Origin of the sequence: Onishia taeanensis (assembly GCF_003268885.1) — a bacterium.
Taxonomy (GTDB): Bacteria; Pseudomonadota; Gammaproteobacteria; order Pseudomonadales; family Halomonadaceae; genus Onishia; species Onishia taeanensis_A.
Map to the genome: position 1 here is coordinate 125,965 of NZ_QLSX01000008.1, position 14,511 is coordinate 140,475.

General features: G+C 65.0%; 13 protein-coding genes. 6 read left to right on the forward strand and 7 right to left on the reverse strand.

What is annotated here, in order from left to right:
• Nucleotides 1-107: 107 nt before the first annotated feature.
• Complete coding sequence (locus BCL93_RS12015; protein ID WP_112055514.1) at nt 108-1,013, reverse strand: LysR substrate-binding domain-containing protein; 906 nt, start codon at nt 1,011-1,013, stop codon at nt 108-110.
• Between the two features lie 97 nt (nt 1,014-1,110).
• On the opposite strand from BCL93_RS12015, the gene BCL93_RS12020 reads away from it, so the two are divergent.
• Nucleotides 1,111-2,154: a YeiH family protein gene (locus BCL93_RS12020; RefSeq protein ID WP_112055515.1), complete on the forward strand. Its 1,044-nt coding sequence runs from the start codon at nt 1,111-1,113 to the stop codon at nt 2,152-2,154.
• Nucleotides 2,155-2,360: 206 nt separating this feature from the next.
• Here the strand turns inward: BCL93_RS12020 and BCL93_RS12025 are convergent, their stop codons facing one another.
• Nucleotides 2,361-3,539, reverse strand: coding sequence for a 5-(carboxyamino)imidazole ribonucleotide synthase (locus tag BCL93_RS12025; protein ID WP_112055516.1), 1,179 nt, complete (start codon nt 3,537-3,539; stop codon nt 2,361-2,363).
• Nucleotides 3,540-3,551: 12 nt separating this feature from the next.
• Entirely contained in the window at nt 3,552-4,058 is a 507-nt protein-coding gene (purE, locus tag BCL93_RS12030; protein WP_112055517.1) for a 5-(carboxyamino)imidazole ribonucleotide mutase, read from the reverse strand.
• A 276-nt stretch (nt 4,059-4,334) separates the two neighbouring features.
• Here purE and BCL93_RS12035 point away from each other — a divergent pair, with 276 nt between their 5' ends.
• Nucleotides 4,335-5,015, forward strand: coding sequence for a YbaY family lipoprotein (locus BCL93_RS12035; protein WP_112055518.1), 681 nt, complete (start codon nt 4,335-4,337; stop codon nt 5,013-5,015).
• Nucleotides 5,016-5,193: 178 nt separating this feature from the next.
• Here the strand turns inward: BCL93_RS12035 and BCL93_RS12040 are convergent, their stop codons facing one another.
• The 4 genes from BCL93_RS12040 to BCL93_RS12055 form a co-directional block, all read right to left on the reverse strand.
• Nucleotides 5,194-7,203 (reverse strand): TRAP transporter permease, encoded by a 2,010-nt coding sequence (locus tag BCL93_RS12040; RefSeq protein ID WP_112055519.1) that lies wholly within the window; start codon nt 7,201-7,203, stop codon nt 5,194-5,196.
• Between the two features lie 112 nt (nt 7,204-7,315).
• Entirely contained in the window at nt 7,316-7,717 is a 402-nt protein-coding gene (locus BCL93_RS17505; RefSeq protein ID WP_112055520.1) for a DUF1850 domain-containing protein, read from the reverse strand.
• Nucleotides 7,718-8,099: 382 nt separating this feature from the next.
• Nucleotides 8,100-9,059, reverse strand: a complete 960-nt coding sequence (locus BCL93_RS12050; RefSeq protein ID WP_112055521.1) for a TAXI family TRAP transporter solute-binding subunit — start codon at nt 9,057-9,059, stop codon at nt 8,100-8,102.
• A 202-nt stretch (nt 9,060-9,261) separates the two neighbouring features.
• Nucleotides 9,262-9,804 (reverse strand): YaeQ family protein, encoded by a 543-nt coding sequence (locus BCL93_RS12055; RefSeq protein ID WP_112055522.1) that lies wholly within the window; start codon nt 9,802-9,804, stop codon nt 9,262-9,264.
• A 183-nt stretch (nt 9,805-9,987) separates the two neighbouring features.
• Between BCL93_RS12055 and BCL93_RS12060 the strand changes: the two genes are divergently transcribed.
• From BCL93_RS12060 to BCL93_RS12075, 4 genes are all read left to right on the forward strand, one after another.
• Nucleotides 9,988-10,275, forward strand: coding sequence for an XRE family transcriptional regulator (locus BCL93_RS12060; RefSeq protein WP_092525639.1), 288 nt, complete (start codon nt 9,988-9,990; stop codon nt 10,273-10,275).
• A gap of 216 nt (nt 10,276-10,491) precedes the next feature.
• Nucleotides 10,492-12,795, forward strand: a complete 2,304-nt coding sequence (gene selD / locus BCL93_RS12065) for a selenide, water dikinase SelD (protein WP_112055523.1) — start codon at nt 10,492-10,494, stop codon at nt 12,793-12,795.
• A gap of 202 nt (nt 12,796-12,997) precedes the next feature.
• Nucleotides 12,998-13,852: a putative selenate ABC transporter substrate-binding protein gene (locus BCL93_RS12070; RefSeq protein WP_112055524.1), complete on the forward strand. Its 855-nt coding sequence runs from the start codon at nt 12,998-13,000 to the stop codon at nt 13,850-13,852.
• On the forward strand, nt 13,852-14,505 hold the full coding sequence (locus BCL93_RS12075; protein WP_112055525.1) for an ATP-binding cassette domain-containing protein: 654 nt from the start codon (nt 13,852-13,854) through the stop codon (nt 14,503-14,505). Before BCL93_RS12070 ends, BCL93_RS12075 begins: the two co-directional genes overlap by 1 nt.
• Nucleotides 14,506-14,511: the final 6 nt, after the last annotated feature.

Consider the following 14,511-nt stretch of genomic DNA (forward strand, 5'->3'; position numbering starts at 1 on the left):
CGCCCCGTCCGTTCAACATAGCCCACGACCGCGCCCATCACCCAGACATGACCTAGCCATGGCTGCACCAGCACGTCCTCGGTAGGTAAGCCTCTCAAAGCGCCCCACTAGCGTTCCTCGTCGAGAAACACCTTGAACGCCTGCCACAGCGGGCTGCGATAGCGCTCGGGGTGCCACACCAGCGAGAAAGACCGCACCAGCGAAAGCGGCGTTGAGAGCGCCACCAATTCGCCGCGTTCGAGTTCCCCCACCACGCTGAGCCGCGACAGGCAGCCGAGCCCCAGCCCCGCCTTCACCGCCTGCTTGATGGCCTCGTGCTGGCCAAGCTCCATGCGCACCTGCAGGCGGTGCGAAGGAGCCGCCTGCAGCACCGGTGCCATGGCCGCCTCGAAGACTTCACGGGTGCCAGAGCCCTGCTCACGAAGAATCCATCGGGCCTCGGCCAGCGCCTCGCCATCGAGGTCTTGCCGCGTGGCCAGCGAGTGACGGGGGCTGGCCACCACCAGCAGTTGATCATCGCACCAGGTCTCGCTGGCAAGCCCGGGTTCGTGGCACTGCCCCTCGATCAGGCCAAGGTCCGCATCGAAGCGCAGCAGATCCGTCATTACTTCACCGCTGTTGCGCAGCCTCAGGCGCAGGTCGGCGCCGGGATGACGCTCACCGAAGACCCCCGCCAGGGGCGGCAGCAGATAGGTGCCGATGGTGGCGCTGGCCGACACCGTCAAGGTGCCGCGCAGCGCCCCCTCCGGCTCCCGGGCCGAGGCGACGAACTCCTGCATGCCATCGAGCAGCCGCTCGGCCTGGGGCAACAGGTACCGCCCACGATCATTGAGGCGCAGACGGCGGCCCAGCCGCTCGAAGAGTGCCACGTCGAGCGCCCGCTCCAGATCGGACAGCGCCTGACTGGTCGCCGACTGGGAAAGGCTCAACTGGCGGGAAGCGGCGCTTACCGTGCCGCTGCGAGCCACTGTCACGAAGACCTGGAGCTGGCGAAAACTCACGGGGGGCGTCATATCGGCTCTACCGAATAGGGATATCGTTATTAAACCATAACGTTTCGATCTATCCTCGCCTAGCCTTGTCATCTCACGCTTCGAGGAGATCCGATTCATGTGGCAAGGCCTGCTGCTCTGTGCGCTCGTTTCGTTGGCCGGCATCGGCGCGGCCGCCCTGCCGGGGCTCGCCGACAGCGGCGTGAGCCCCCTGGTGTTTGCGCTGCTGATGGGCCTGGTGCTCGGCAATATCCCCGGTAATAAGCTGCACGACCATCTGCCCGGCAATTTGTCCAACCAGCTGCGCCTGGAGCGCGCCGGCCCCGGGCTCGCCTTTGCTACCCGCTGGCTGCTGCGTGGGGGGATCGTGCTGTTCGGGCTGTCGCTGACGTTTGGACAGGTGATGGCACTGGGCCCCAGGATCCTGCTGCTCGACCTGCTGGTCATCTCAAGCGTGCTTGTCATCGGCTACCAGCTCGGCACCCGCTGGCTGGGCATGGACCGTGAGACCGCCCTGCTGACCAGCGCCGGCAGCGCCATCTGCGGCGCCGCTGCGGTACTGGCCACCGAGACCACGATCCGCGCCAGGCCTGCCGCCACCTCGATGGCGGTAGCCACGGTAGTGCTGTTCGGCTCACTGGCCATGCTGGTCTACCCGCTGCTCTACCCATTGACTGGGATGCCCGAGGGACTCTACGGCATCTACATCGGCGCCACCGTGCATGAGGTCGCCCAGGTAGTCGCTGCCGGTGACGCGGTCGGTCCCGATGCGCTGGCCAATGCGGTGATCGTCAAGCTAGTGCGGGTAATGCTGCTGGTGCCCTTCCTGCTGATCGTCGGCCGCTGGTGGCTGAGCCGCACGACAGACGATGCCGATGAAGGCGCCGGACGCCCGGCAGGCGGCATGACGATTCCCTGGTTCGCCTTCGGCTTCGTGGCCATGGTCATCTTCAACAGCCTGGTCACGCTGCCGGCGCCACTGCACGAAGGGCTGGTGATGATCGGCCAGCTGGCACTCACCATGGCCATGGCCGCGCTCGGCCTCAATACTCGACTGGCAAGCCTCAAGGCGCTGGGCGTCAAGCCGCTGATCCTGGCGCTGTGTCTCTTTACGCTGCTGATGCTGGGCGGCGGGCTGGCGAGCCTTGCGCTGATGGGCTGATCATCTAGACCGACCACCAGCCATCATGCATTGCCGGTACACACAAAGACGCCGCGCCCCGAGGGGGTGCGGCGGCGTCGTGCTCGGGGGCTGACCAGCGAGTGAAGCTTATTCTTAGAAACTGAGTCTTGGAAACTGAGTCTTAGATACTGAGTTTACAAAGCTTAGTCTTCAAAACTTAGTTCTCAAAACTTAGCTCTCAAAACTTAGTCTTCGAAGCTCATCTTCGGCGCCGGTGCATCGGGCAGCAGGGCGGCACAGGCGCGCACCTTCTCCATCAGCGCCGCATGCGTCGGCGCCACCAGATTGACATGACCAAGCTTACGCCCGGCCCGCTCGCTCTTGCCGTAGCGATGCAGGTGGGCGTCCTCGATGGCAAGAATCTCGGCGGGGTCGCCCTCGCGACCGATCACATTGACCATGCAAGTCGGCGCCCGAGCCGCGGTATCGCCAAGCGGCAGGCCCTGAATGGCGCGCAGATGGTTCTCGAACTGGCTGGTCGCCGCGCCGTCCTGGCTCCAGTGGCCAGAGTTGTGGACCCGGGGCGCCATTTCGTTGGCCATCAGGCCACCGTCGCGGGTCTGGAACAGCTCAAGCGTCAGCACCCCGACGTAGTCCAGCTCATCGAGCAGCGCGCGAATGTAGTCGTCGGCGGTCTGCTGAACGCTGTCGTCAAGATCCGGCAGCGGGGCCACCGAGTAGCGCAGGATGCCATCGACATGCTGGTTCTCGGCCATCGGATAGAAGACCACCTGACCGTCGCGGCCGCGCACGGCGATGATCGACACCTCGCGCACGAAGTCGACGAAGGCTTCGACGATCAGCCGCGAATGGTTGATCGAGGCCCAGGCGTCCTTGGCCTGGTCCGGCGACTTGAGCACCGCCTGACCCTTGCCGTCATAGCCCTCAGTGACCGATTTGGCGACCACCGGCGTGCCAAGCTCGCGAGCAGCGGCCTCGAGCTCTTCGGCACTCTCGACCAAACGATAGGCGGGGGTGGGGATATTCAGGCGATCGAACAGCGCCTTTTCTTCGGCCCGGTTCTGGCAGACGCGAATCGCCTCGCTAGAAGGATAGACCGGCTTGTGCGCCTCGATGGCCTGCACCAGCGACACCGGCAGGTGCTCGAACTCGTAGGTGACCAGATCGACCTTGGCAAGAAATTCCTCGAGCTGGCGCTGCTGCACCTTCGGATCGAGGATCATCACATCGCCGATACCGGCGCTCGGGTTGCCCGTGGTGTCCAGGAACACGAAGCGGTTGGCCAGCGGATAGCCCGCCAGCGCCAGCATACGACCCAGCTGGCCGGCTCCCAGCACGCCGACAGCGGTTCCGGTCGCGTTGTTCGCAGCATCGTTCGCAGCATCGTTCGCAGCATCACTCATGACAGCTTCTCCTCACTCGGCCCGGGGATCGGGATTATCCAGCACCTTCTGGGTCTGCTCGGCACGGAAGGCCTCGACGGCCTCGCGCACCTTGGCATCCTGCAGACCAACGATCTGCGCGGCCAGCAGGCCGGCGTTGGTGGCGCCGGGCTTGCCGATGGCCAGGGTGCCCACGGCGATGCCGCCAGGCATCTGAGCGATCGACAGCAGCGAATCCAGCCCCTTGAGCGACTTCGACTCCACTGGCACGCCGAGCACCGGCAGCGGCGTCTGGGAGGCCACCATGCCGGGCAGATGGGCAGCCCCGCCGGCACCGGCAATGATCACCGAGAGGCCGCGCTCAGAAGCGCTCTTGGCGTAGTCGAAGAGCAGGTCCGGCGTGCGGTGGGCAGACACCACCTTGGTCTCGTAGGCCACGCCGAGTTTCTCGAGCATCGCCACCGCGTGCTCCATGACCGGCCAGTCCGACTTGGATCCCATGATCACGCCAACGCGTGGTGGCTCGTTCGACGGCTGCATCGCCTTGCTCCTGATGGTTGGGCTGCACGATCTGAGGACGCCGCACAGCGGGGCGAGGAGACGGCCCGACACAACCCGGTCCAGCCGTCTGAAAACCGCGCAGCATACCGCCTCGCGGGCGTTGGGGGAAGTCTCTTGGCCGCTTAGCGTCGCTCAGCGGAGACAGCAACTTGCACCCTGAGTGCGTACTTGCTTGTTAGGGTCTTCCCATCGACACCGGCAGGATTGCCGGTCAACCCGGGGCCCGCCCCCGATCTCGATTGAAGGAGACGCCCCATGACACGCCATCTTACCCTGATTGCCGCCCTGACCAGTGCCCTGACCCTGGCCGCCTGCGATGCCCGTAACGAGGAGAACGCCGCCAGCAACGGCACTAACGCGGGCTCAAACACCAATCAAACGACGGATCAGGCCATGGCCGAGAAGGGCTTAGCCGAAACGACCGACACCCAGCAGAACGCCGACAGCAACAATGACGATGCTCTGGACAATTCCCAGGACGATGCCCTGGAGAATGCCGCCACACTGACACTGAGTGGCACGCTCAGCGCCCCCGAAAGCATCTCACTGCCGGCCGAAGCCGAGATCCACGTGCAGCTGATCGATGTGTCTCTCGAGGACGGTGGCGCCAAGGTGCTGACCGAGGAAGCCTTCGACGCCGACCAGGTCGCCCTGCCCATGCCTTTCAGCCTGACGATGCCAAGTGCAACCCTCAACGATGACCATCGCCAGGTGCTGCAGGCCGAGGTGCGCAATGCGAATGACCTGGTGCTGTGGTCGACGGCCGAGCCCGAAGCCCTGGCCCTGAACGCCGACAGCAAGCCGGGCCCGATGGCCCTCATGCTGGAGCCCGTGGAAAACGCACCGAGCGAACAGGTATTCAGCCAGTCAGACCAACAGGCCAAACCTGCCGCGGAAAAGGCACAGGCTGAGCCAGAGGCGCCCGAACAGAGCTGAAGCCGGTCATTGCTCAAGGCGTGAACCAATCACCGCTATCACGTCCCGGCCGCAAAAAGCACAGGCCCCACCCGCGTTGCCCGGGTGGGGCCTGTGCTTAGTGATACGACCTGTTCCCCACACGACGTATCTTGCCTACGCGCTGACCGGTCATTCGGCCTGTTGCATCAAACGGCGCTCAGGCAGCCGTTGGTGACGCTTCCCGGCGGCAGGCCAGCCAGTTGCCGGCGATGGCCAGCGCCATTACCGCTGCGCCTGCAATCTCGGCACGCAGATCCGGATAGAAGACCCCGACGATCGCCGGCACGATGACCAGGCGCACCGGCCAGGACATGCGGGTGAACAGGTAGCCTTCCAGGGCCGCAGCGAAGGCGCCCAGCGCCAGGATGGCAATCACGCCATTCCAGATCACCACCGGCACCGGACCGCCGATGATGATCTCCGGATTGAAGACCATGAACAGCGGGATCAGATAGAGCCCCTTGGCGAACTTCCAGGCCTGGAAGCCGGTTTCCATCGGCTTGCTGCCGGCTATCGCCGCCCCGGCGAAGCCCGCCAGCGCAATCGGCGGCGTGACGTTGGAGTCCTGGGAATACCAGAACACCACCAGGTGTGCGATCAGCAGCGGCACGCCGAACTCGTTGGACAGCGCCGGACCGACCAGCACGATGAGCACGATGTAGCTCGCCGTCACCGGCAGGCCCATGCCCAGCACCAGGCTAGCCAGCAGCACCATGACCAGCGCCAGCAAGAGGTTGCCGTCCGAGAAGGCCAGCATCATCGCCGAGAACTTGAGCCCCAGGCCCGTCAGGCCGACCACCCCGACGATGATGCCGGCTACCGCACAGGCCATCGAGACCGCCACGGCGTTACGCGCCCCAAGCTCCAGACCCTGGGTCACCTTCACCACCCCGGCCCACAGCGCCTCACCGATACGCTGGCCGGTCACCGGTTTGCCTTGGGCCGGAGCCACGAACAGGAACCACACCGAGAAGCGCAGCGCCGCCACCGTAAGCATGGTGATCACCGCAAAATAGCCGACCCGCATCGGCGACATGTTCATCACCAGAAGCCATACCAGCACCCCCAGCGGCAGCAGGAAGTGCCAGCCCTCGCGCATCACGTCACGAACCTGCGGCAGCTCAGAGCGCGGCATGCCCTGCATGCCCTGTTTGAGGGCGATGATGTGCACGAACAGATAGACGGTGGCGAAATACAGAATGGCCGGCAGCACGCTGACCTTGACCACCTCGAGGTAGGGCACCTGGGTGTATTCAGCGATCAGGAAGGCGCCCGCGCCCATCAGGGGAGGCATGATCTGCCCACCGGTAGAGGCCGCCGCCTCGATGCCGCCGGCCTGGGCCGGCTTGAAGCCCAGCCGCTTCATCAGCGGAATGGTAAAGGCCCCGGTGGTGACCACGTTGGCAATCGCGCTGCCCGAGATCGAGCCCATGCCCGCCGAGGCAAGCACCGCTGCCTTGGCCGGGCCGCCGCGCTGGCGACCGGTGGCCGCATAGGCCAGATCGATGAAGAACTTGCCGGCGCCGGTGATTTCGAGAAAGGCACCGAACAGCACGAAGATGAAGATATAGGTCGCCGCGACCCCCATCGGCAGGCCGAAGATGCCTTCCTGGCCAAGATACAGCTGACCCACGACCCGATCGAGGTTGTAGCCGCGATGCTCCATGATCCCGGGCAGGAACTGACCCAACCAGGGCAGCTCACCCCTTGGGCCGGCAAAGGCATACAGCAGCGCCAGGATGCCGATCACCGTCATCCCGAGTCCCACCGCGCGGCGGCTCGCCTCGAGCACGGTGACCGTAGCGATGCAGCCCACCACGATATCGGTCTGACTCCAGAAGCCGGCGCGATTGAAAATATCGTCGAGGTATAGCACCAGATAGCCACCGGTGATCAGCGCCCCGGCAAAGAAAACCAGGTCGATGACCCCACCTATAATGCCCCGCCGCCGGTTGGGGCCGAACACCGGGAACATCAGGAACGCCAGCATCATGATCAGCGCCAGGTGAATGCTGCGCTGATAGAAGAGGCCCAGCGGCTGGATGCCGGCGGAATAGAGCTGGAACAACGACAGACCCACCGCTACCAAGGCGATCAGCCACAGGATCGGTCGCGCATGTTGGGCCTGGCTGCCAGGCACGATGGGGGAAGTGGCCGAATCGCTCATGAGGACCCTCTAGAAAATGGAATATCCCGGCCACCAACGCGGCGCCGGACCAACGAAAAAAGATAGGACTCTGTCGAGCAACGGTCTTCGTGCGCCGCCTTTCGAACAGAGCCTAGGAAGCCGGCACAGGTCGCAGCCCGATGCTCACCCGCTGCCCGGCCGCAAGATCGCTCAAGCTTACCGTCTTGCCCTCACGAACCAGGCGGTGATTGACCCGCGGCGCGCCAACTCTCAACAGGTAGCGGTCGCCCGGCACCGGCTCATGGATATCCTTGATCCAGTAGCCGCCATGGCCATCGCTTACCTGGCGCCCCCGGCCCGGCACATGGCCAAGCCCGGCGGCAAAGTCCGGCTGGTGGCTGCGCTCGAGCACCATCCGACCATGCTCGTTACGGTAGCAGTCGAGGACCGGGAAGCCCTCTACCGAGTGGTTCCACTTGAGACACCAGCCTTCTCCCTGCGGCACCGACAGACTGACCAGCAGCGAATCGCTGCGATCCCGCACCTCTAACACCCGGTTCTCAGACGCGCCTTCGGCGGCGTTAGCGACAGCGTTCTGGGCTGAGGCGTCCGACGATGCGCTCTCTTGAGCAATACTGCCCCGAGAAGTACTGGCCTGAGAAGTAGTGGCCTGAGAAGTACTGGCCTGAGAAGTACTGCCTTGAGAACTGCTGTCCTGAGAAATACTGCCTTGGGAACTGCCGTCTGGAGAAGCACTAGCCGGGACGACCAGAACCAGCATCGCTATCGGTGCCAACAGCATCAAGACAGCACGCGACCGAATACCGGGGCGACGGGGCAGTCTAGCACTCAGACTAGACAACAGGCCGGAACACAAGGGGGCGAGCCTTCCGGCTCGCCCCTGTGGATACTGATTGAAAATAGGCATCATTGCTTCACGGCCGCTGATAGTCCGCCACCTCGGCACCCACTTCCTCGTAGTAACGCAGGGAGCCCGGATGGAAGGGAATCGGCGTGGCGTCGGTGCTGAACTCGACGGTGGTGTCGTTGGCCGCCGGATGGATGGCGATCAATTTATCGGTCTGCTCGAACAGCAGCTTGGTGATGTCGTAGGCGAGCTGGTCGTCCATGGAGGCGTTGACGGTCAGCACGTTGGGAATGCCGATGGTCTGCACGGGCTCCTCGACGCCATCATAGATGCCGGCACGCAGCATGTAGGGCGCGAATACCTCGGACTCCCCGCGGGCATTAGCGATTTCATCGTCGGTCAGCCCGATCAGGCGAATATCACGGGTGGTGGCCAAGTTAAGGATCGAGCTGGTCGGCGGGCCAACGCTCCAGAAACCGGCAGCGATATCGCCATCGCGCAGCGCATCGGCGGTCTCGTTGAAGTTCAGCCGGCGCGGATCGAAGTCGTCATAGGTGATGCCATTGGACTCGAGCACGGCGCGAGCGTTGAGCTCGGTGCCGCTGCCCGGCGCACCAACGGAAACCACCTGGCCCTTGAGATCGGCAAGGCTCTCGATGCCGGAATCGGCCAGGGTCACGATCTGTACCGCGTTCGGATACAGCGAAGCGATGGCGCGCACGTCCTCGACCTGACGGCCTTCGAAGTCACCGGTTCCGGTGTAAGCCTGATAGACGGTGTCGGCCAGGGCGATGGCCAGGTCCGAATCCTCGCGATAGATCAGCGCCATGTTCTCAACCGAGGCACCGGTGACCTCGGCAACGGCTTCATAACCGTCGAGCTGGTTGTTGATCAGCTCGGCGAGGCCGCCGCCATAGGGATAGTAGGTGCCGCCGGTACCACCAGTGGCGATCGACAGCTGCTGGGCCACGGCCGAAGACGAGGCGGCGATCAACGACGCGGCGAGGGCATACTTGAGAACGCGCATGGAGACTCCTTGCTACAGGGCTTGGTTGGCACAGAGCCATGACCCCGATGTTGTTATATATGATGACTAGGCGTCCCGGCCATGCCGGCTGCCCTGTCGTTTGCATGCATATTCCCTAAAAAGCTAGCACGTCGTCGCGCGATGTCACCATGCTCTTACGACTATTGGATACTTCCAGCAAATATCCTCGGCATTGCCTCGATCAATCGCGCCCGCCCTGGAGCCACTCGAGCGCCAGCTCGTGCTGGCCGCGCTCATCTGTCACGAAGAGGGTGTCTTCCGAGATCATGATCGCCCAGTTGATGCTGCGCGGCAGGTCCTCGGCCAGAGCCTCCAGCGCCTCCTGGGGCAAGGCTGCGATGGACAGATTCTTGAGGGTCGACACCGCCGGCAGCACCTTGGTCTCCCAGACCCGCAGGCTGCCATAGGCGAGCAGCGACACCTGCTCGGTGCGCCGCGAACACCAGGTCAGGCGCTCGGCATCCGGCTGGCCGACCTCGATCCAGTGCAGCACGCGCCCGTCCAGGCTCTTGACCCACAGTGCCGGCTCATCGACATCAGACAGACCGCGGCCGAAGGCCAGCGCCTCGTCATACCATAGCGCATGAGCCAGCAGGCGGGCCGCCATGCGCGGCTCGGTCTCGGAAGGATGGCGGGCCACGGTGAAGCGCAGCGTCTGGTAGACGTTGCGGTCAAGATCGGTGAGGTTGAGATCCACTTTGTAAGGGGTCGCGGTAAGCGCCATGCAATACGTCCAGTCAGGGGTGTCGGGGCGGCAGTCTACTCCCCTCGGCGCCTCAGCACGATGAAGACGAGGCAGGCCTTGACCAGGAGCAGAAAAGATCGCAAAAATCGTGACAATTCCTCTGGCGGATGTCGCCAAAACCTTGCATGCTGAGCCCATCGAAAGCCAAGTCTACGGAGCGTCATGAGTACGGCACGATTATCGACCGGTTGGGATGCCCTCGAACCCTCGCGAATGGCACCCGACCTGGACGTCAGGGAACTGGAGAAGCGCTCGCGCCTGATGCGCATCGTTTCTCGCAAGATCGCTCTTTCCGAGCTTCCCAATCGCGAAATTGCCCAGCGCGCGGGCATCCCTTCCAAGCGGCTCAGCGACCTGCTGGCCGGCAAGATCGAGCAATTCTCGGTCGATGAGCTTCAATCGCTGCGCAACTGCGTCTGCGTCGACGACGGCAGCCCACTGCCGCCCTAAAACATGACGCTCCAACTCAAGCCCTATGATCGATTCCTCGCCCCGGCCTAGCGCTGCGCGGAGGACGGCATGGCGTAACGCCACGCCCGGTCGATAGACTATAAAGGTCCAGCCCCGACGACGGGGCTGGATTTTTTGTGTGGTCGGCGCATCACCGTCTATCAGTCACCTTCATCAGTTACCTCCATCAGTCACCCACTTGCAGAGACCCAGCGCATGCAGTCAGCGGACACCCCGATCAGTCGAGATATCGTGCTCATCGGTGGCGGGCACAGTCACGTCGCCGTGCTGCGGCGCTTCGCGATGCGCCCCGAGCCCGGGGTGCGCCTGACGCTGGTCTGCCGGGACACCCACACGCCCTATTCCGGCATGCTGCCGGGCTATGTCGCCGGGCACTATGACTTCGACGAGGTGCACATCGACCTGCGCCGCCTGGCCCAGGCCGCCGGCGCACGCTTCGTGCGCGACGAGGCCACCGGTATCGATCGCCACGCTCGCACGGTAACCTTCGCCCACCGCCCGCCGCTGCCCTATGACAAGCTGTCGATCAATATCGGCTCGACCCCACGGGTCGGCCAGGTAACCGGCGCCGCGGATCATGCGGTTGCGGTCAAACCGATCCGTGCGTTCCGCGAGCGCTGGCGCGAGCTGCTCACACGACTCGCCGAGCGCCCTACCGAGCGAGACGGACCGCTGCGCCTCGCGGTGGTGGGCGGCGGTGCCGGCGGCGTTGAGCTGCTGCTGGCCATGCAATACCGCCTGCGCCATGAGCTCAACGCCCAGGGCCGCGACCCCGACGCGCTCCAGTGCGCCCTTTTCACCCAGAGCGCCGAGGTGTTGCCCACCCACAACCGCCGGGTACGGGCACGCTTCACGCGGCTCTTGGAAGCCCGCGGCGTCGCGCTGCACCTCGATTGCCAGATCACCCGGGTCGAAGCCGGCAGGCTGATCGATGCCCGGGGCGAGGTCTTCGATACCGACGAAACCGTCTGGGTGACTCAGGCCGGCGGTGCCGCCTGGCTTGAAGGCACTGGCCTTGCCCTGAATGAGCAGGGCTTCATTCGGGTCAACGATTACCTGCAGAGCGTCAACGACCCCGATATCTTCGCCGCCGGCGATATCGCCAGCCAGGACGGGCGGCCCCGGGAAAAGGCCGGTGTGTTCGCGGTGCGCCAGGGACGTCCCCTGGCCGACAACCTGCGTGCCAGCCTGATCGGCAAGAAGCCGACGGCCTATTGCCCGCAGCGCCAGTGGCTGGCACTGATCAGCAGCGGCGACCGCTACGCCGTGGCCTCCCGCGGCCCCCTCTCCTGGGCCGGGGCCTGGCTGTGGCGCTGGAAGGATCATATCGACCGACGCTTCATGGCGCGCTTCAGCGAGCTGCCGGCGATGACCGACAAGGCGCCCGCTCGCACCAACAGCCGCGTGACACTGGACGGTGACGAGCACACCCAGGCGCTCTCGGCACTGGCCATGCGCTGCGGTGGCTGCGGGGCCAAGGTCGGCGCCTCGGTGCTGTCGCGCGCGCTGGCCGAGCTTTCCCCGATCGAGCACGACGAGGTAGTGGTAGGTCTCGCCGACCCCGACGATGCCGCCGTGGTCAGGGTGCCGCCGGGCAAAGCCATGGTGCACAGCATCGACTTCTTCCGTGCCTTCATCGACGACCCCTATGTGTTTGGCCAGGTTGCCGCTCACCATGCGCTGGGCGATATTTTCGCCATGGGCGCCGAGGCCCAGACCGCGATGGCGGTGGCCACAGTGCCGCCGGGGCTCGAGGACAAGGTCGAGGACACCGTGCGCCAGATGATGACCGGCGCCGTGAAGGTGCTCGACGCCGCCGGCTGCCAGCTGGTCGGCGGGCATACCGGCGAAGGCCAGGAGCTGGCGCTCGGTTTCGCCGTCAACGGCCTGATCGACGACGTACCCGACCGCCCCATGCGCAAGAGCGGCCTGCGCCCGGGAGATGCCCTGATCCTCACCAAGCCGCTGGGCACCGGCACTCTGTTCGCCGCCCAGGCTCAGCTCGCCGCCCGCGGCCGCTGGATCGATGCGGCACTCGACAGCATGTGCCGCTCGAACCAGGCCGGTGCGACCTGCCTGCAGACCCATGGTGCCCGGGCCTGTACCGATGTCACCGGCTTCGGCCTGCTCGGCCACCTGATCGAGATGACCCGCCCCTCGGGCGTCGATGCTGAACTGACATTGTCGGCGCTGCCGCTGCTCGAAGGGGCCGAGACTACCGTCGCCGCCGGCATCCTGAGCTCGCTGCAGCCGTCCAACGTGCGTCTGCGCCGAGCCATTCAGGATCAGGCACGCTGGCGCGAGCATCCACGCTACGAGCTGCTCTTCGACCCGCAGACCGCTGGCGGCCTGCTGGCCGGCGTCCCGGCCGACAAGGCCGAGGCCTGCCTCGCCGAGCTCAAGGCATTGGGCTACGACGAGGCGGCGATCATCGGCCGGGTGATCGCGCCATCGGAGGATGCGACCGACGACCCGGCCCCGATCCGGCTCTGCGAGTAAGCGGCGAGTAAGCGGCGAGTAAGGGCATCGACGATGAACGCGGGCATCCATTGACCCACTCGCGGCAGACACACGACAAGGTGTAACTCGCCTTGCTGGCGCTTGCCCCCTGCGCGGGACAAGTCAGCCCGTTTTTGAGTACCATAGCGCCTGATCAAGCCCGCCACGGCGGCTCTCCACTCGCGCCACAAGGATAATATCGATGCTCAAGCGCCTGACCCTAGCACTGACCGTGCTGCTGGCTGCCCCGGTCGCCAGCGCCGAAACCTTCGTCTTTACCGCCATTCCCGACGAGGACGAGACCCGCCTGCAGCAGCGCTTCCAGAATGTTGCCGACTACCTGGAGGAGCAGCTCGAGGTCGACGTGCGTTTCGTGCCCGTGAAGTCCTATGCCGCCGCCGTGACCGCCTTTCGCAACAATCAGGTCCAGTTGGCCTGGTTCGGCGGCCTCTCCGGCGTCCAGGCCCGCGCTCGGGTGCCGAATTCCCGCGCGCTGGCTCAGGGCGTCGAGGATGCCGAGTTCATGACCTACTTCATCGCTCACCAGAGCACAGGGCTTGAAGCAGGCGAAGGCCTGTCGGACAAGATGCGCGACATGACCTTCACCTTCGGCTCCAAGGGCTCCACCTCCGGTCGCCTGATGCCCGAGTACTACCTCCGCGAGGCCTTCGGTCAGCCGCCGGAAGAGGTCTTCTCGCGGGTCGGCTTCAGCGGCAACCACAGCCGCACCATCTCGCTGGTGGCTTCCGGCGCCTATGACCTGGGCGCCGTCAACTACACGGTGTGGGAAAACGAGGTCGAGGCCGGCAACATCGACACCGACCAGGTCGAGGTGGTGTGGAAGACCCCGAACTACCCGGACTACCAGTGGACCATCCGCGGCGACGTCGATGAGCGCTTCGGCGCAGGCTTCGCCGATCGTGTCCAAGAAGCCCTACTCAACATGGAAGACCCCGAGCTTTTGGAAAGCTTCCCGCGCTCCGGTTTCATCCCGGCCAGCAACGATGACTATGCGATCATCGAATCCGTCGGCAAGGAACTGGACCTGATCGACTGATGAGCACCCTGGTCCTGACCGAGGCGGTCGCCGACTATGGCCACCAGCGAGTGCTGGGGCCACTCAGCCTGACCCTTCAGCGCGGCGAACGCGTCGCGCTGGTGGGCAAGAGCGGTGCCGGCAAATCGAGCCTGCTCTCGGTAATGCACCAGCACTGGCGGAGCCGCGGCGCGGCCCTGATGCCTCAGGAGTTGGGCCTGGTGCCGTCGCTCAGCGTCTTTCATAACGTCTATATGGGCGCGCTGGCGACACACCCCACCTGGTACAACCTGGTGACACTGGCGAAACCCTTCCGCCGCGACGTGGCCGCCATCCGGCCACTGCTAGCGCGGTTGTCGATCGACGACAAGTGCTGGGCGATGGCCGGCGAGCTCTCCGGTGGCCAGCGCCAGCGGGTGGCGGCGGCGCGGGCGATCCATCAGGGCGGCGAGGTGCTACTGGCCGACGAGCCGGTCTCGGCGCTGGACGGCCCCCAGTCGGAGACGCTGATGATCGAGCTGACCCAGGCTTACCCCACCGCCGTGCTGGCCATGCACGACGTCGAGCTGGCGCTGCGCTTCACTGATCGGGTGATCGGCATCGCCGATGGCGGCATCGCACTGGACGCTCCCAGCGTGCGCCTCACCGCTCAGGACCTGTTGCCCCTCTACTGAACTGAA